The 16,235-nt window shown below is 59.8% G+C and carries 9 protein-coding genes and 4 pseudogenes; 8 read left to right on the top strand and 5 right to left on the bottom strand.

The features are described from left to right. Window positions 1-152: 152 nt before the first annotated feature. The 3 genes from CCR94_RS10130 to CCR94_RS10140 form a co-directional block, all read right to left on the bottom strand. On the bottom strand, window positions 153-1,391 hold the full coding sequence (locus CCR94_RS10130) for an SfnB family sulfur acquisition oxidoreductase (protein ID WP_104507749.1): 1,239 nt from the start codon (window positions 1,389-1,391) through the stop codon (window positions 153-155). A 288-nt stretch (window positions 1,392-1,679) separates the two neighbouring features. Beyond that, on the bottom strand, window positions 1,680-3,734 hold the full coding sequence (locus CCR94_RS10135; RefSeq protein WP_206605811.1) for an aliphatic sulfonate ABC transporter substrate-binding protein: 2,055 nt from the start codon (window positions 3,732-3,734) through the stop codon (window positions 1,680-1,682). Between the two features lie 39 nt (window positions 3,735-3,773). Then, the gene (locus CCR94_RS10140) at window positions 3,774-5,216 is read right to left on the bottom strand and encodes an FAD/NAD(P)-binding protein (protein WP_104507750.1); all 1,443 of its coding nucleotides are present in this window, start codon (window positions 5,214-5,216) and stop codon (window positions 3,774-3,776) included. A gap of 389 nt (window positions 5,217-5,605) precedes the next feature. On the opposite strand from CCR94_RS10140, the gene CCR94_RS10145 reads away from it, so the two are divergent. From CCR94_RS10145 to CCR94_RS10155, 3 genes are read left to right on the top strand one after another with little or no spacing between them, the layout of a single operon-like run. Then, a complete protein-coding gene (locus tag CCR94_RS10145) occupies window positions 5,606-6,262 on the top strand; it encodes a TorD/DmsD family molecular chaperone (protein WP_104507751.1) in 657 nt (218 codons plus the stop codon). Further along, the gene (locus CCR94_RS10150) at window positions 6,259-8,505 is read left to right on the top strand and encodes a molybdopterin-dependent oxidoreductase (RefSeq protein WP_104507752.1); all 2,247 of its coding nucleotides are present in this window, start codon (window positions 6,259-6,261) and stop codon (window positions 8,503-8,505) included. The genes CCR94_RS10145 and CCR94_RS10150 overlap by 4 nt, the downstream gene beginning before the upstream one ends. A 12-nt stretch (window positions 8,506-8,517) precedes the next feature. Next, a complete protein-coding gene (locus CCR94_RS10155; protein WP_206605812.1) occupies window positions 8,518-9,132 on the top strand; it encodes a 4Fe-4S dicluster domain-containing protein in 615 nt (204 codons plus the stop codon). Window positions 9,133-9,263: 131 nt separating this feature from the next. On the opposite strand, the pseudogene CCR94_RS10160 reads toward CCR94_RS10155, so the two are convergent. Beyond that, window positions 9,264-9,434 (bottom strand): annotated as a pseudogene (locus CCR94_RS10160) (transposase); the annotation flags it as partial. A 173-nt stretch (window positions 9,435-9,607) separates the two neighbouring features. Here CCR94_RS10160 and CCR94_RS10165 point away from each other — a divergent pair. The 5 genes and pseudogenes from CCR94_RS10165 to CCR94_RS10185 all read left to right on the top strand — a co-directional run. After that, a pseudogene (locus tag CCR94_RS10165) lies at window positions 9,608-10,078 on the top strand (Tn3 family transposase); the annotation flags it as partial. 772 nt (window positions 10,079-10,850) lie between these two features. Next, window positions 10,851-11,735: a transporter family protein gene (locus CCR94_RS10170; protein ID WP_158254702.1), complete on the top strand. Its 885-nt coding sequence runs from the start codon at window positions 10,851-10,853 to the stop codon at window positions 11,733-11,735. Window positions 11,736-12,171: 436 nt separating this feature from the next. Further along, entirely contained in the window at window positions 12,172-13,893 is a 1,722-nt protein-coding gene (locus tag CCR94_RS10175; RefSeq protein ID WP_104507754.1) for a methyl-accepting chemotaxis protein, read from the top strand. 147 nt (window positions 13,894-14,040) lie between these two features. Then, the gene (locus CCR94_RS10180) at window positions 14,041-15,000 is read left to right on the top strand and encodes a substrate-binding domain-containing protein (RefSeq protein WP_104507755.1); all 960 of its coding nucleotides are present in this window, start codon (window positions 14,041-14,043) and stop codon (window positions 14,998-15,000) included. A gap of 414 nt (window positions 15,001-15,414) precedes the next feature. Next, window positions 15,415-15,712: pseudogene (locus CCR94_RS10185) on the top strand (transposase); the annotation flags it as partial. A gap of 219 nt (window positions 15,713-15,931) precedes the next feature. Here the strand turns inward: CCR94_RS10185 and CCR94_RS25045 are convergent. Then, window positions 15,932-16,235, bottom strand: a pseudogene (locus CCR94_RS25045) (hypothetical protein); the annotation flags it as partial.

Here is a 16,235-nt window from a genome sequence, read left to right on the forward strand (position 1 = left end):
GGCGCGAAATCTCCTCGACCGCCGTATCGACCAGAACCCGCGTGCGCGACGGATTGCTCAGACTTCCCGAAATCGAAACCAGTTTGATTTTGCTCATGTTGGCTGCTCATGCGAGTGTGAAACGGCGCAAACAACTCGCGCCGCGCCCTTTTTCAGTTCCATGGATGACGCGGCGGGTTCTGGCCGTTCAGATAGAAATTGCCGAGATGGAAATATTTCCAGCGCACCGGATCATGCAGCGTATGGGCGCGGGCATTGCGCCAATGGCGATCGAGGTTGAGCCCCTCGAGGATCGAGCGGGTTCCGGCCAGCTCGAACAGCTTGTTGGCGGCCAGAATCGCGATCTCGGTGGTCAGAACCTTGGATTCCGCGGTCGCCACCGTCGCGGACGCGACAGTCTCCTCGGTCGGGTCGGCGAGCGCGACGTCGATCGCGCGGCCGGCGCGTTCGAGCAAGGCTTCGGCGGCGTGCAGCCGGATTTTCAAATCGCCGATCGCCGCGATGGTGAAGGGATCTTCGGCGGCGGTGTCCTTGCCGCTGTCGATCCACGGCCGCGACTTGGTGCGAACAAAATCGATGGTCTCGTCGATCGCGCCGCGCGCGATGCCGGCGTCGATCGCCGACTGGATAATCTGGGAAATCGCGCCGGCCGGCGTCGGATTGACAAAGGCGTGAACCGGAACCACCCGAGCCTTAGGAACGCGAACATTTTCAATGACCACAGAGCCCGACGCGGTGGTGCGCTGACCAAAGCCCGACCAATCGTTGATAATCTGCAGGCCCGGCGCGGCGCGATCGGCGAAGGCGAGAAAGATCTGGCCGTCGTCATCGACGGCCACGATCGGCACGATATGGGCGAGCAGCGCGCCGGTCGAATAGAATTTGCGGCCATTGACGATGGCCTCATCGCCCTCAAAACGCAATTTGGTTTCGAATGCGGCGACAGTCTTCGAGTGCAGCTCGGAAAAAGCGTTACCGAAGCGCAAGCCCCGCAAAACCGCGCCGAACAGGTCGCGCTTCTGGTCATCCGTCCCGTCAGCGGCAATATGTTCGACGATCGCGAGGTGATTTTGCGGGATCTGGGCCAGCGACGGGTCGGCGGCGGCGAGAATTTCGATGACGCGCGCCAAGGTGACGTAAGAGACGCCGGCGCCGCCAAAAGCTTTGGGCACATTGATGGCGAACAAGCCGCTTTGCGACAGAGCATCCAATTGTTCGACCGGCAGGATGCGCTCTCGGTCGCGGCGCGACGCGCCGTCGCGGATCGCGGCGGCCAGACTTTCGGCGATCGCAATCGCCTCGGCGTCGGAACGGATCACATGGGCGGGTTCGGTCGGCCGCGGCAGCGGAGCGAAATTTTCGTCGGGCCGATTCACATAATGAACCGTCATGCGCAACTCCTCGTCTTGTTGCTGAAACGCAATAGTCCAGCTTAGAAGGCAATGACCGTGCCAAAGCACAGTTCTTTATTATTTCGAGGCTTAAGCCGCTTTTCTCACGCTCCTTGTAGGGGGATAAGCAGCAGATTTTCCATTTTCTGCCGCAAATGCAGCAGGGCATTTGAAAATGTATCGGGATAAACGTTTATTCTAAAAGAGAAGCTGAAAATTATTTTTCGTTCTACTCGTCTGTCGGCAAAAAAAATTCCAGTTATTGCCGCTCGCAACGCAGACGCGGCGTCAATGCGCCGGAAAAGCCTGCCGCCATACCGCGTCGCGCACCGAAACCGGAACGCCAAGCACGCCAGCGTCGCGAAAAGCGTCCGCGATCGCTTGTTGTTGCCCCAAAACCCTGTCGTCGAGCGCGCTGACGCCGCAACTGAGCCGTCGCAGCGCGATTTCGAGCGCGTGAGGCGGCAGACCGACATCCTGCGCCATGGTCCGCGCAATTTCAGCGGGATGGGCCGCGATATAGCGCTCGAGCCGGCGCACTTCGTCGAGGACCTTGGCCAGAACATCGGGGTGGTTGCGGATAAAACTGGTCGAAACCAGATGAAATTGGACATTTTGCGCCAGACCGCGCCCGTCGACGAGAATGCGCAGATCATGCTCCATCTGCGCTGCGGTCAGGATCGGATCCCAGATCGCCCAGGCGTCAATCTGGCCGCGCCTTATCCGCCACAAGGCCTCGTCGGGCGTCAGATAAAGGCATTGCACGTCGTCGAGGCTCATGCCCTGGTTTTGCAGCGCCCGCAGCACGAGATAATGGACGTTCGAGCCCTCGTTGAGCGCGATGACGCGGCCGCGCAGATCGGCCGCGGTGACCAGCGGACTGTCTTGACGCACCACCAGCGCCTGACTTTGCGGGGCCGGCGGCTCGAAGCCGGCATAAACGAAGGGCACCCCGGCCGCCTGAGCAAAGATCGGCGGCCCCTCGCCGGTCACGCAATAATCGATCTCCTCGCGGTCGAGCGCGCGCAACAGGCTCGGACCGCAGGAAAACTCCTTCCAGCTGACGCGCACGCCTTGGGCTTCGAGCGCGGCCTCCAGCGCGCCGCGCGCCTTCAGCACGCAGGACACGCCAAATTTCTGCACGCCGATGCGCAGGTCGAGCGCGTCGCCGGCCGCGACGAAATGGGGGGCCGCGACGACATGGCTCGGCGACCCGGCGCGGCGCCTGCCGCCAATCACGCCAAGATGCGACAATTGGGTGCGAAAGGCGTTGCGGCTCATGCCAAGCTGCGCCGCCGCCTTGACCTGATTGCTGTCGTTGAAATCATACGCGGCGCGAATGCAGGCGCGCACGGTCCGCTCGTAAATCGCTGGCTCGTCATTGAGAATGGCGCGCTCGATCAGGGCCTGAACGCCAGCCTCGAGATCGGCCGGCTCGGCGCGCGCCGCCGGACGCGTCATGCCCGACAATCGCAGATCGGATGGCTCCAGCCGCTCGCCGCGCGCGAGCAGGGTCGCGTTATGCACGGCGTTCTCAAGCTCGCGAATATTGCCCGGCCAGGCATAGGCGCGCAGGCGCCGCAAGGCCTCGGGACTGAACGTCAGTGCGGAGCGCCCGAGCCGGGCGCGGTAGAGATCGAGAAAATAGTGCGCCAGCGGCTCGATATCATCGGGCCGGTCGCGCAGCGGCGGCAGATGGACGGAGGCGACATTGAGCCGGAAATAAAGATCTTCGCGAAAAGTCTTGGCCTGAATCGCGGAATCGAGATCGACATTGGTGGCGGCGATAATGCGGATGTCGATCGGAATCGGCGTCCGCGACCCAACCCGAACCACTTCGCGCTCTTGCAACACCCTGAGCAGTTTGACCTGGAGCGGAAGCGGCAAGTCGCCGATCTCGTCCAGAAACAAAGTGCCGCGTTGCGCCGCCTCGAACCAGCCGATCTGGCTCTTCAGCGCGCCGGTGAAGGCGCCTTTTTCATAACCGAACAATTCGGCTTCGGCGAGGCTGTCGCTGAGGGCGCCGCAATTGACGGCGACGAAGGGCCCGCCGCGCTGCGCGCTCTGGCCATGGATATAGCGGGCGACCAGCTCCTTGCCGGCGCCCGTCTCGCCGATGATCAGCACGGTGGCCCGGCTCGGGGCGATGCGGTCGAGATCCTGCTTGAGAGCGACCGCGGCCGGATCGTTGAACACCATGGCGGTGGCGCGGACGGTGGCCTGTCGCCGACTGCGCGTCGCGGGATCGAAGGAAACAAGATGGCGACGGTCGTGCCGGGTGTCTTCTGTCAGGCCGGGATCGGATGGATCGAGTCCGATCGCCGGGATGTGGAGTCGGGTCATTGGGTCTCCGATAAGAAAGTTTCAAAAGAACCCAGCGCTTCAGGCTTCGGTCTGTTCGCGCGTCTCGACCAGCGAGACGAACCGGCCTTCGGGCGCGCCGGCAAGAGCGCGCCCGACCTCCTCGGCAATGAAGCGGGCATAGAGCGTGACTTGCGGCAGGCCCATCAATTCGCCAAAAGTTCCGCGCGCCAGCGGCCCGGCGATGAACAGAGTCGCCGAGACTTCTCCGTCGGCGCCGATGGCTCGGCCGGAGGTCGTTGTCTGCAAACCCAGTCCGACTTCGTCGGGCGCGATCAAACCCTGCGCGGCGAGCTTTTGCAGATAGGGCTGACTGTGGATCACGTCGCCATGGGCCGGCCCGGTGGCCACCACGATCCTGTCAAATTTTTCGACGACCTCGCGCCCATGCCGCAGGCGCAAGGTCACGAAAAAACCATCGGCGGCGCGGGCGACCGCACCGAGCCGGGCGCGGCGCAGCACGAGCAAGCCTTGCGCGATGCGGCGGTCCAGCGCGGCGTCGACCTGCGGGGCGGCGCGGAAGCGATGCACGTCCCAGTAGGGCCGCAAATGCCGTAAAACGCGCCGCCGCGCCGGAACATCGAGCGCCTCCCATATCGGGCCGCCCTGGGCGCGCACCGCATCGAGCACCGGATGCCAGCTCCGCCCCTCGCTTTCCGCCTTGCGCACCGCGCGACGGATGGAGCGCAGCAATGACGTCGCGCCGCGCGCCGATTGCGAAATAAAATCGCCTTCGGGCGGCCAGGGCTGCGGCGGATGGCCGTGCGAGCGCAGGCCCCGCCGGGAAATCATGGTAATCTTGCCGCGATGGGCGCGCGCGTCGAGCGTGCAGACGATATCGGCGCCGGTCAGTCCCGACCCGACGATCAGGACATTTTCGTCGGGCTCGACAGATTGCAGCGCGTCGTCGGCGAGGCCATTGGCGATCAGCCGGGGATCGGCGACGAAGGGCGCCAGTTCGCGCAGGAGGCCGGGATCGGGATGGGTGGTGGCGAGCGCCAGATAATCCACCTCGAAATCCTCGCCAGACGCCGCCGTCAGCCGCCAGCCGTCACCGTTCTTCTCGGCCGAGGTCACGGCCTGCGCGACATGGCGAATGTGGCCAGCGGCCACCAGCGGGCGCAGTTGGTCGTCCATATGGCGGCCAAAAGCCGCGCGCGTCGGATACAGGTCGTCGCCGCAGCGCGCGCCGGGATCGGCGGCGCCCTCGCCCGACTTGGCGAGCCAAAGCGGAAAAGCTTCGGCGTCATGCGGGATCAGGCTCATCCGCGTCGCCGGCACATTGATGCGATGGTTGGGGTCCCCGCCGCCATAGGCGAGCCCGGCGCCAAGCCGCGTCCGCGGCTCGAACAGCAGGATGCGCGCCGCCGCCGGCGCCTGAGCCAGATGCCAGGCGACGGCGCCACCGGTGACGCCGCCGCCGATAATGCCGATGGTGGGAACGCGGGGCGCTGCGGATGTCATGGATAGAGCCTCGTTGGCGCAAGTGGAAATTCCGCTTGTGTCTGTTGTGTACAAAATTGATAGTGTTTGTCAATTGACGTGCGGAGCCGTATCTGGAAAATAGACGAGGCCATGACCGCTCCCGTCATCGATCTGCGCATTCGAGAGAGCCATGCTTCAAGAGCGCCGTCAATTTGCGAGGAAAGAGTCAAAGCGGGGCTGCAATCGACGTCGCGCCCGTCCCGCGAATTCGGACGGAAAGTTCATCGCGGATTTTGGGACTGGCTTTTTCCGTTCAGTTTAGTCTATTTAGATGATAGATTTAATTACAAATATCCAGCATCCCCTGCGGCGACAAATGCCGCGAACGTCCAAGGCTGGATTAAGGGCTTCGGAGCGACTGTCAAACCATGCCGCATCAACTCGACAATGGGACACCCCGTCAGCCAACGGAATGGAACGCTACCCTGGTCGGGCTGCGTGATTTCTTTGCCGCCCGTGACGGATTAGCCATGGTGAGCGCATCTGTAGCTGTGATCGAGGCGGCTCGGGCGTCGTCCGATACCAATATTGCCGATTTCGGCATCGTTGCTCCCGAGACCGCCGAGGAACTGGAATACGCATTCAACCGGCTGTTCGTCGGCCCCAGAACTGTCGTTGCGCCGCCCTATGCCTCGGTCTACCTGGATTCTGATCGCAGGCTGATGGGAAACGCAACGCGCGCAGCCGTTGCCGCATACCATGAACTTGGTGTGCTCGCGCCCTCTCCAGACGGTCTACCCGAAGATCATCTGGCGCTCGAGTTGGAAGCGGCTCTGGTCTTCCGTGATCTGATCGCGCATGGGCGCGCGGAATTTGCGGCGCCATGGCGTCGTTTCCTGCTCGATCATCTTGCGGTATGGACGCCGGCGTTCGTTCAGCGCGTCCTGACGCTTCCCGATGTTTCCCCCACCATCCGTCAGGTCGCCACCCAGTTGTCAGCATGGGTGGCCGACGAAACGCAGGCCTATCGTCGAGAATCGGTTTTGCGCGCGGACCAACCAAGACATCTGGATCAAACCCTATGACGAAGCCCGGAAGACCGCGAATCCAGCGGGCCTTAACCCCTGCGCGTCCCCACCAAGCTGTCGCAGACGCCGCACAGGACAGTCCGTCGGAATTTGGCGGCGGCGGCGGCCAAATCGGGAAAAACGGCTACCAGACTTTTCGCCATGCCTGTCCCCGCAACTGCTACGACACATGCTCAATGGTCAGTTACGTCAAGGACGGCGTGGTTCAATTCGTCGAGGGAGCGTCCGAATCGACCTTCACGCGCGGTGGGCTCTGCGTGAAGGGTTACAGCTATGTTCGCCAGACCTACAGCCCGGACCGCATCAAGTACCCGATGGAGCAGCAGGGTCGGGGCTCCGGCAAGTGGAAGCGACTGTCCTGGGATCAGGCGATCGACAAGATCGCCCGCAAGATCCTTGATATCAAGCAGCGCGACAACTCGCTGCTTGGGCTGGCTCTGACCAAATATTCGGGCAATTTCGGCATCACCAATTATGGTGTCGAGGGCATGATGTCCTCTTTGGGCTACACGACGCGGATGGTCGGCACGCCCTGCTGGGCAGCCGGCATCGACGCCCAGAATTTCGATATGGGCTCGATGTTGTGCAACGATCCCGAAGACCTGCCGCAGGCGCGCTACATTATTTTGTGGGGCGCAAACCCGGCTTGGTGCTCGGTCCATTCGATGAGATTTATCTTCGCGGCCCAGGATGCGGGCGCCAAACTGTTGGTGATCGACCCGGTTTTCACCCAGACCGCCGCCAAGGCTGACGAGTATCTCCAGGTGATCCCCGGCGAGGACGGCGCTTTGGCGCTGGGCATGTGCCGCCATATCCTCGACCAGGGACTGCATGACAAGGAGTGGATCGCGTCCCACGCCTTGGGGTTCGATGATTTTGCGGCCTATCTGCGCGCCAATGTGACCGTCGAATGGGCGGCGCAGAGTTCCGGCGTGCCTGCATCGCAGATCAGGATGATCGCGGAGGAGTTTGCGCGGGCGCGGCCGGCGACAATCTGGATCGGCACCGGCATGCAGCGCCATGTCAATGGCGGCAGTTCGGTGCGGATCCTGGATGCTCTCGTGGCGATGACCGGCAATATCGGCAAGCCCGGCGGTGGCGTTCGCTACGGACATTTGCATACATGGGGGTTCAACTTCCACGCCATGTCGCAAAAGCCTCCCAAAGACTCCAAGGGCTGGCGCGGGCCGAGCGGACCAAAGGGCGAGTTCGACTTCGCCGATGGCTCGGGACAGTCGGAATACTCGGATCGTGCGCTGAACATCAACAAGACGGCCCAGGAGATTCTAGACGCGACCGATCCTCCGATCCGGATGTTGTGGGTCGCGTGCAAGAACGTGTTGTCGCAGGACTTCGATCGGCCGAAAATGCTGAAGGCTTTCGACAAGCTGGAACTGATCGTCGTAGCCGAGCAGTTCTTCAATCAGACCGTCGAACAGGCCGACATCGTTCTCCCCGTGACCACGCTGTTCGAGGAATGGACCGTCAACGCCTCCTTTTGGCACTACTGGCTGTCCATCAATGAGCAGGCGATCAAGCCGCTTCACGAAGCCAGGTCCGATCTTCAGATCGCAGCTGCGCTCTCCAAGCGTATGAATGAGTTGGCCCCTGGCTCCTGCACTTTTGCCACCGAAATCGACTCGAAGGAGTGGACGATCCGCGAGTTCAACCAGAACATATACGATCTTTTCGGGCTGTCGTCCTGGGAGGATCTGCGCAAGGGACCGGCCAAGGCCAAGCTCACGTCCTCCGCGGCGTGGGCCGATCATCGCTTCGCGACCCCCTCCGGGAAGTACGAATTCCATTCCGAGCTCTGCGCCGAAAACGGCCATGACGCGCTCCCTGCTTACAAGGAGGGCCGCAAGCCCTACGACAAGTTTCGCCTGCTGACCCCGCACAGTAAATTCGCCATCCACTCCCAATTCCAGAACCTCGATTGGATGGCGGAGTTCAACCCCGCGCCGTGCGTCTACATCCACCCGAGCGCGGCGACCGAGCGGAATATCGCAGATGGCGATCCCGTGCGGGTCTTCAACAAGGTCGGCGAGGTTCGGCTTACGGCCCGGCTCACAACCAACGTTCCACCCGATACTTTGTTGATGTACGAGGCGTGGTACAAAGGACTTGATTTCAACTGCCAGAACCTCGTCGATGACACCGCAGCCGATATGGGCGCCTACAAGACCGGAGCGCCGGGGGTCGCCATTCACGACCAGTTTGCCGATGTGGCGCGGGCATAAGGATAGTTGGTCTTGAAAAAGCAACTCGGCTTCTACGTGGACGCCAAGCGCTGCATCGGGTGCTGCACCTGCGCCATGGCGTGCAAGAACCACAATCAGCTGCCGCCGGACATCAATTGGCGCAAGGTGGACCCGCTATCGGATGACATCTATCCTCATGACGAACGGGCGTTCTTCTCGTTGGCTTGCAACCACTGCGAACATCCGGCCTGTATGGCGCACTGCCCCGCTGACGCCTATGCCAAGCGAGACAAAGATGGCGTCGTCATCCACGATCAAGACAAGTGCATCGGCTGTCGTACTTGCCTTCGCTCTTGCCCCTTCGGCGCGCCGCGGTTCGACGAGCGGCTCCAGCGCGCCGAGAAATGCAGCCTGTGCTGGGAGCGCTTGGATGCGGGACTCGATCCCGCCTGTGTGCAGAGCTGTCCGGCGGACGCACTCAAGCTAATCGACCTTGCTGATTTCGATGTTCCGGAAACGGTACAAACTCCACTTGGCTTCCCAAACAAGCCGCAGCTCAACCCTTCAACGCGATTTCGGCTGCCCACGCTTCCCAAAATCACCAGCAAGAACTGTCTTCCCAAGGCACTTAAGCGGCGCGCATCACTAAGAAAGCCTGCGAAATGAGTGTGATGAGCGTCCCGGGCTGGTGTCGCGACCCGCCCGAAAACCCGGGTCTCCGTCCTCTGTTATGCCGCCGCAGGCTTAGGAGCCGGCTCGGTCGGCGTCCTACATCACGCGCGGGGACACGATCCTGCTTTGAACTCTGGACCTTGGTAACCGCCGTCTGCGAAGAGTTTGTCCAGAAACGAATAGAGCCCGAACAACGTTGATAGAACCAAGCCGCCGCCGTCGCGGTCCTGAATGTCGGCGGGATGAACCACGGCGTGCAGCAGCAGCCCTACCGTATCAACGCGGCAAATCCTTCGGAACGTAGCGCCATTGGCAGCCCGTGCTCAAAACGTACATTAGACCAACGGCGGCGACGCCCCGTATCGACGATCGCCAGCTTTTCGACACTATGCGTATGACTAGCCATACGCATAGTGTCTTACCCAACCGCCCACGAAATCGCAGGCGGTCCGTGCCGGACGCGTACCGCGGGAGGCTGGAGCGCACGCTGTTCATGATCGAATATTATTCCGACCCCGACCTGCGTCGGCGCCGCCAAGGCGGATTGGACAAAGGCGAGGCCGCGCACAAGCTGAAACGCACGGTGTCTTTTCACGAAAGCGGCGAGATCCGCGACCGCTCGTTCGACAGCCAAGCGTTCCACGCCTCGGGCCTCAATCTGGTCGTCGCCGCCATCGTCTACTGGAACACGGTCTATCTCGCACGCGCCGCCGATCACCTCAGGTCGAAGGGACGAGCGATTCCGCATAATCTGCTCAAGCACGTTTCGCTGTTGACCTGGGAGCACATCAATTTCACCGGCGCCTACTCCTGGCAGACCGAACCCGCCAACCCTGATGCCTTTCGACCGATCAGGGAAAGAAAGCCGCAATTTCGGTCCGCCGGTTTACCCACTAAAATCCGAGAAGAGCCCATTTCGTTTAATGTTGAAATTATATAAATATCTCTTTTCTAAATTTAGAATTATTTTGTGATAAATATCACACATACCGATACAATATGCGACATTTTTACGTGACAAATTGCATGATCCAGCCAGGCGCAAGCGTAATATTATGAGGTAACTTTCCGCATTCGAAGTTTCTTTTGAATGAAGCGGATAGTTGCTGAACTATTCAGGCGGGGCGGAAAAAGATTGGAGTTTCTTCGAATCTGAGGCCAGAACCCGCAACCGAGCCGGGCGACGCCCGCGCGGCGCGTGACGACCGGACTCAGGCGCGTCTTGAGCAGGGCTCGACGGCCTTGCATTCGGTCGTCTCTTCGGACGACCCGCCGCGAACGATCCTCGAAAGAGGACGCGGACTCCATTGTTAAATGCTGAATCGATGGCGCAGATGTAGCGTGAGAGGAAAGGCTGTCAAGCTACAAATACACGCAAACCATCGAAGTTGCGTCGTTCAAAGAGCGCATCTAGCTCTTCTAATTGCGAATCTAAAAATGTCATTAATAATACGATGCAATAGCACGCTGTCAAAATCTATAAAAATTTCAGATGTTATTAGCTTGTGTACTAAATATTAATATATATGTTTTATATATGGTTAAGTAACAATTATCACAAATTGCTATTTATGCTAAATATTTGGTTCACAAAAATAATATAATTAATATGAATTTTTAGTTCTTACGCACAAAATGTTGAAATATGATGCGGGATTCAGAAATGCATCCTCATGCAAATATATAAACAAACAACAAGCAAGGATGACAAAGTGAAAGAATTACAATATTTCGTGCTCATTGGCGCAGCCGCAGGAGTCATTGGCATGGCTCCGATCGAGAAAGCCTCCGCTGCATCTTTCACCCAGCCCGGCGAACAAATCGGTCTGGCAACCGGATCGCCTGTGCCGGAGGGTCTCTATTTCCTCGATTTGCTCGACTACGGCAACAACCGTAGCGCTGGCACCTACGACTCCGGGATTTTGGTGCATATTCCCGCGTTGGTTTGGTCGACGCCATGGACCTTGGCCGGCGCGCGGGTCGAATTTGCGGCGACGCCTCCGCAAATCATCTCAAGCACGTCCGAGCGGGGCAACAAGTCGAATGTCGCGGCTTTGTCCAATCCCTTCGCGGAGATCGCGTTGGCTTGGGATTTGGGCGACGGATTCGGCTTCACCAACTATCTAGGCGTCTATTTCCCGATCAGCAACAATGGCTTGAACAACGACTTCTGGGTGTTCAACGAAAGAGCGGCGGTGAGCTATGTCGCCAATGGCTGGAACCTTTCCGCCTATACCGCGACGGGTATCACTGGCGCCAACTCGCAAGGTCAAAGAGTTACACCGGATTATTTCAACTATGATCTTACCGCAACAAAAACGCTTGGTAAGTACATTGTCGGCGGCGGCGCTTTCGGCTCGTTCGACATAAGCGGCCTGACCAAGTCGGGCTATAGACGGCAAAGCCAATTCGCGCTTGCTGTTTTGGGCGGTTACAATTTCGCCTCTTTCACGACCATGCTGTATGTTTCGCATGACATCGTGAGCGCGAATTACACGACCGACACCGGCAAGGAACTTTATGAGACACGGGTTTTTGCCCGCCTCATCGTTCCCATCTGGACGCCCAAGTCCGCAGTCGTCACAGCGAAATACTGAAATCGAAAATGGCGCCGGGGCTAGGCAAAACTCCGGCCGCCGACTTCTTGTGCTGTCGGCCCTTGCTTCCGATGGGTCGGAAGCAAGGGGGTCGGTTGACGCCGGCGAGCAGAATTTTTTCACGGCGCCCCTGCCGGCGCAAATTCGACACCTGTTTCATGATGCGGAATGAAATATAGTATTAATATAAGTTAAAATAGGCAAAGCTTTCAGAAAATATTTTTTGAGAATATTTTTAAAATATAATCTCTTAATACGTCATGTGTACAGTCGTTTTTCGCGGCTTTCATTTCTTGATGTGTACACGAAAATTCGCACTGCGAATTTGATCATTGGCGCTGGTCGGCGCGGAGACCATTGATCCTTTTGAGGGTCAGGTGGAGTGATTCAATATCTTATCCAACGCGACACGAACAGGCTACGAGGGTATGAGACGATGAATACGGTAAATAGTGGGATCGCGGGACCGTCACATGATACCAGCTGGCTCAGCCTGAAGCGGTTGTTTCTCGGTTCGTTTGCGCTGATTCTGATCTGCGCCTTGTCAATTGGCGCGTTTTCCATTCTTCGCATCAATACGATAAACGACGCCAGCAAGTCGGTGATCGGTGAAATCAAAGGCGTCATGCTGCTCGGCCGAATGAACGAACTCAGCCAAGAGCTTCGGGCAATCGACGCCCTGGTTCATACGGCCCGAAACGAAGCAGACAGAGCATTGTATATCGCGCAAAACGCCAACGCCCAAGAGAAGTTCTCGACAGCCTGGAGCGACTACGCGCCGACAGCCGAAGGCGGCGACGAAAAAGCACTGGCGCACGATCTCCGTCAGGCATGGCAGCATTTTCTTTCGGTCGAGGGCGAAGTGAATGCGCTTGACCGGGCAGGTGAGCCCGAGTTGGCAGAGGCCGCGTTCGTGGGGTCTTTCCGCAAGGACACCGAGCTGTTTCGGGCCGCCGTCAATAAAGTTCTTGAATTTCGCCGTGCTCGGGCAATGGAGCGAGCGGCAATCGCCGATGAGGTGGGCAGCACTTCGATAACCTATGTTTCGATTGCTTTGTCCGTAGCGGCGCTTCTGACCGTGCTCATCAGTTGGGTTTTCATGCGATCGGTCGCCGCGCCGATCACCATGATCACCGAAGTCATGGGCCGCCTCGCCGGAAATGAGCTTGACGTCGAGATTCCCGGCGAAAAACGAGGCGACGAGATCGGGGCTATGGCGCGGGCGGTGCTGGTGTTCAAAGGCAACATGGTTCATTCGAAAGTACTCGAAGGCGAGGCTTCAGCGACCCGTGAAAAAGCCGAGGTCCAGCGCAGGTCGAGCATGCTGGAGCTGGCGGAGCGCTTCCAGTCAGCCGTTGGCGGCATCGTCGGTACGGTGTCTTCCGCCGCGACCCAACTGGAGGCTACCGCGAACTTGATGACCTCCACTGCCGGTGAAACGGCGGACCAATCCTCCGCTGTCGCCTCGGCGGCGGGCGAAGCCGCAACAAACGTGAAATCAGTCGCCTTTGCGGCTCGAGAGCTTGGCTCTTCCGTTCAGGAAGTCGGGCGGCAAGTCGAGTCGTCGGCTTCGATGGCGAAGCGCGCGGTGGACGAAGCGGCCAAGACAGGCATCCTCATCCAGGCTCTGAGCGTTGCGGCGACGAAGATCGGCAATGTCGTCGGAATCATCTCCGAAATAGCGGGACAGACCAATCTGTTGGCGTTGAACGCGACCATAGAGGCGGCGCGCGCCGGTGAGGCTGGCCGCGGGTTTGCCGTCGTCGCTTCCGAGGTGAAACAATTGGCCAGTCAGACCGCAAAAGCGACGGAGGAAATTTCGCATCAGATCTCGAGCATTCAGGTCTCGACGGTTGAGGCCGTGAAGGCGATCGACGGCATCACCGGCCGCATCCGTGAAATGAGCAGCACGACCTCCTCGATAGCCGCCGCCGTTGAAGAGCAAAGCGCGGCCTCAAACGAAATCGCGCACAACATTTCGCAGGCGGCGACTGGAACCGACCAGGTCATGGCGAACATTTCGGGCGTGGCGAGCAGAGCGGTTGAGACCGGCGCGGCGGCGAACCAGGTCCTATCATCAGCATCGGAATTATCGCGGCAGGCCGACCATCTGAGTGCGGAGGTCGACCGCTTCGTGGCGAGCGTCCGGGCGGCTTAAGCAGGACGTCGAGCGCGAACGGCGATTCTGGATGGATCGGTCGATGCGGCCAAGGGAATCGCGTGGTCTGCTCCGCCTCAAGAGGAGTGATCGGGCCGGCTGTTCACCTCGATCCGACACAAGGTTTCAATTCAAGAGGTAAAGCAGATGGTTTCGCTCTTTCGCAAAAATGTCCGGGGAATAGCCACAGGGTGTGTCGCTTTTGGAATCCTGTTCGCGGCCGCCGAAGGGGCGGCGTCGGCCACCATGATCGGCGTGTCCATGAATCCGCCCGAAGCCTTCTTCAAACTGCTCAAAGACGGCATTCAGGATCACTTGAAGACAACGCCAGGCGTGGAAGTCAAATTCGAATTTGTGGAATCTGGCGCGGGACCAAAACAGATCGGTCAGGTCAAGGAGTTCATCCATTCGCATGTCGACGCCATTGTCGTGCTTCCCGTGGACGCATCGGCGACCGGCGAGATCACCAGATTGGCGCAGGAAGCCAAAATTCCTTTGGTCTATGTGAACAATGGCCCCCGCGAAGACTGGTTTGCCGGCAGGATCGCGCTGGCCCTGCCCAATGATCTCATCGCCGGTCGGCTTCAGATGGCTAAGCTCGCCCAATTGATCGGCGGCAAGGGGAAAATCGTGATCCTACGCGGCCCATCAACGCATTCCGCAGCCGGGCTGCGCACTCAAGGGGTCAAGGAGATTCTGGCAGATTATCCCGGCATTACGATCATCGAGGAGGCCGAGGCCGGTTGGGATCGCAAGATCGCGCAGGATACGATCGCCGGATGGTTGGCGAAGGGCGACAAGATCGACGCGATTGCCGCCAACAACGATGAAATGGCGATTGGCGCGGCGAATGCGCTCATAGCAGCCAGGATCCCGAAAGATCAGATCCTGGTCGCGGGCGTGGACGCGACGCCCGACGGCGTCAAGTTGATGCGCGACGGTGGCATGGCCGTGACCGTGTATCAGGACGCGGCGCTCGAAGGTCGTCGGGCCATTGATGACGCGATCAAACTCTCCCGGAACGAGGTCGTCCAGCAATATGATTGGGTGGCGTTGGACTTGGTGACCACGAAGAATTTGGCCAGTTGCAATTGCGCACGTCCCTGATCGAGCGTTTGCGGCGATCGGCGCGCTGCCGAGCCTGTGGCGGATGGCTTCCCTCTTTCAGATGAGATGGCCCGAATTCGGCTCGTTTATAGCACGGATATAGGCGCCGCACTGGCGCCGCAATGCAATATGCCGGGCGCGACGCCCGGCATTTTTGGTCTGTATTGCGCGAGGCGCGCCGCGCCAAACGCTCCCCTGCATGGATCGACCATTTACTCCACAGCCGCGAAGGCAAATCCATATCCTCGGGCTGTATGTCCTGACGGCCGTCGAGGACGCGCGCCAGATCGGTGGCATCTTACCTAAGGATGGGCATTGGACAATCGATTGCCTATCAGAACTCCGGCGCCAATCTAAATTTGAATTCGACGCCGCTGCGAAAGCTTTGCTTGCTTTGCCTGATGCAACCCCTTGGTCAGGACCCGGATCAAGGAATCGCAAGCCGACCTGTTCGCCGACCGCACGTCGACGGCGACCATGATGGCCAATCAACTGCGCCTTTGGTTCTCTTCGTTCGCCTATGTCCTCATCTGCGCCGTGCGCCGCATCGGCCTCAAACACACGCAATTCGCCGAGGCCACGGCGGGTATGATCCGGCTGAAGTTGTTCAAGATCGGCGCGCCGGATCAAATTCGCGCTTCCCACCGCCTGCCCGTATGCCAACGAATGGCGCCTCGCCGCCTGCGATCTCGCCCGCGCGGCTCCTGTGTGACGCGTCGCCGCAACGCGCCCAGAACGCGGCATCCCGTCCTGAAACCACTGGAGATCACGAGTCCCCAGACAATCCGAATCCACCCGCGCAAAACGGCGCAACGGACGCGCGCGCCTTTGGCACACCGGCGGAGCAAGCGGCCAACTACTTGGCGCCGTTTGAGAAATTCAGGCTAAGGCGGGGAGAGCGCCACAGGCGGCGGCGCTCCTTCCTTTCGGTTCACTCGCCCTTCAGCTTCTTGTCGCATTCGCTGTAATAGCCGCCGCCCTTCTCGCTCCATTTCAGGCCGCCATTTCCGCCCGTCGCCTTGTTGGCTTTGTACTGGTCCGCGCAGGTCTTCTTTCGCGCATCGCCGGCCTTCCGATTGGCGTAGGCCGTGGCGACGGCTTTCGGGAACACGACGGAGCCGGAGTCGGCCGGCGCGACGGCGGGTTTGGGCGCTTTCGCGGGCTTGGCCGGCTCCTGGGCCGCAGGGATTGCCGGAGCGATCGGAGCGGGCGCAGCGACTGGAGCGGGAGCCGGG

This window comes from Rhodoblastus sphagnicola, from assembly GCF_002937075.1.
GTDB classification, from domain to species: domain Bacteria; phylum Pseudomonadota; class Alphaproteobacteria; order Rhizobiales; family Beijerinckiaceae; genus Rhodoblastus; species Rhodoblastus sphagnicola.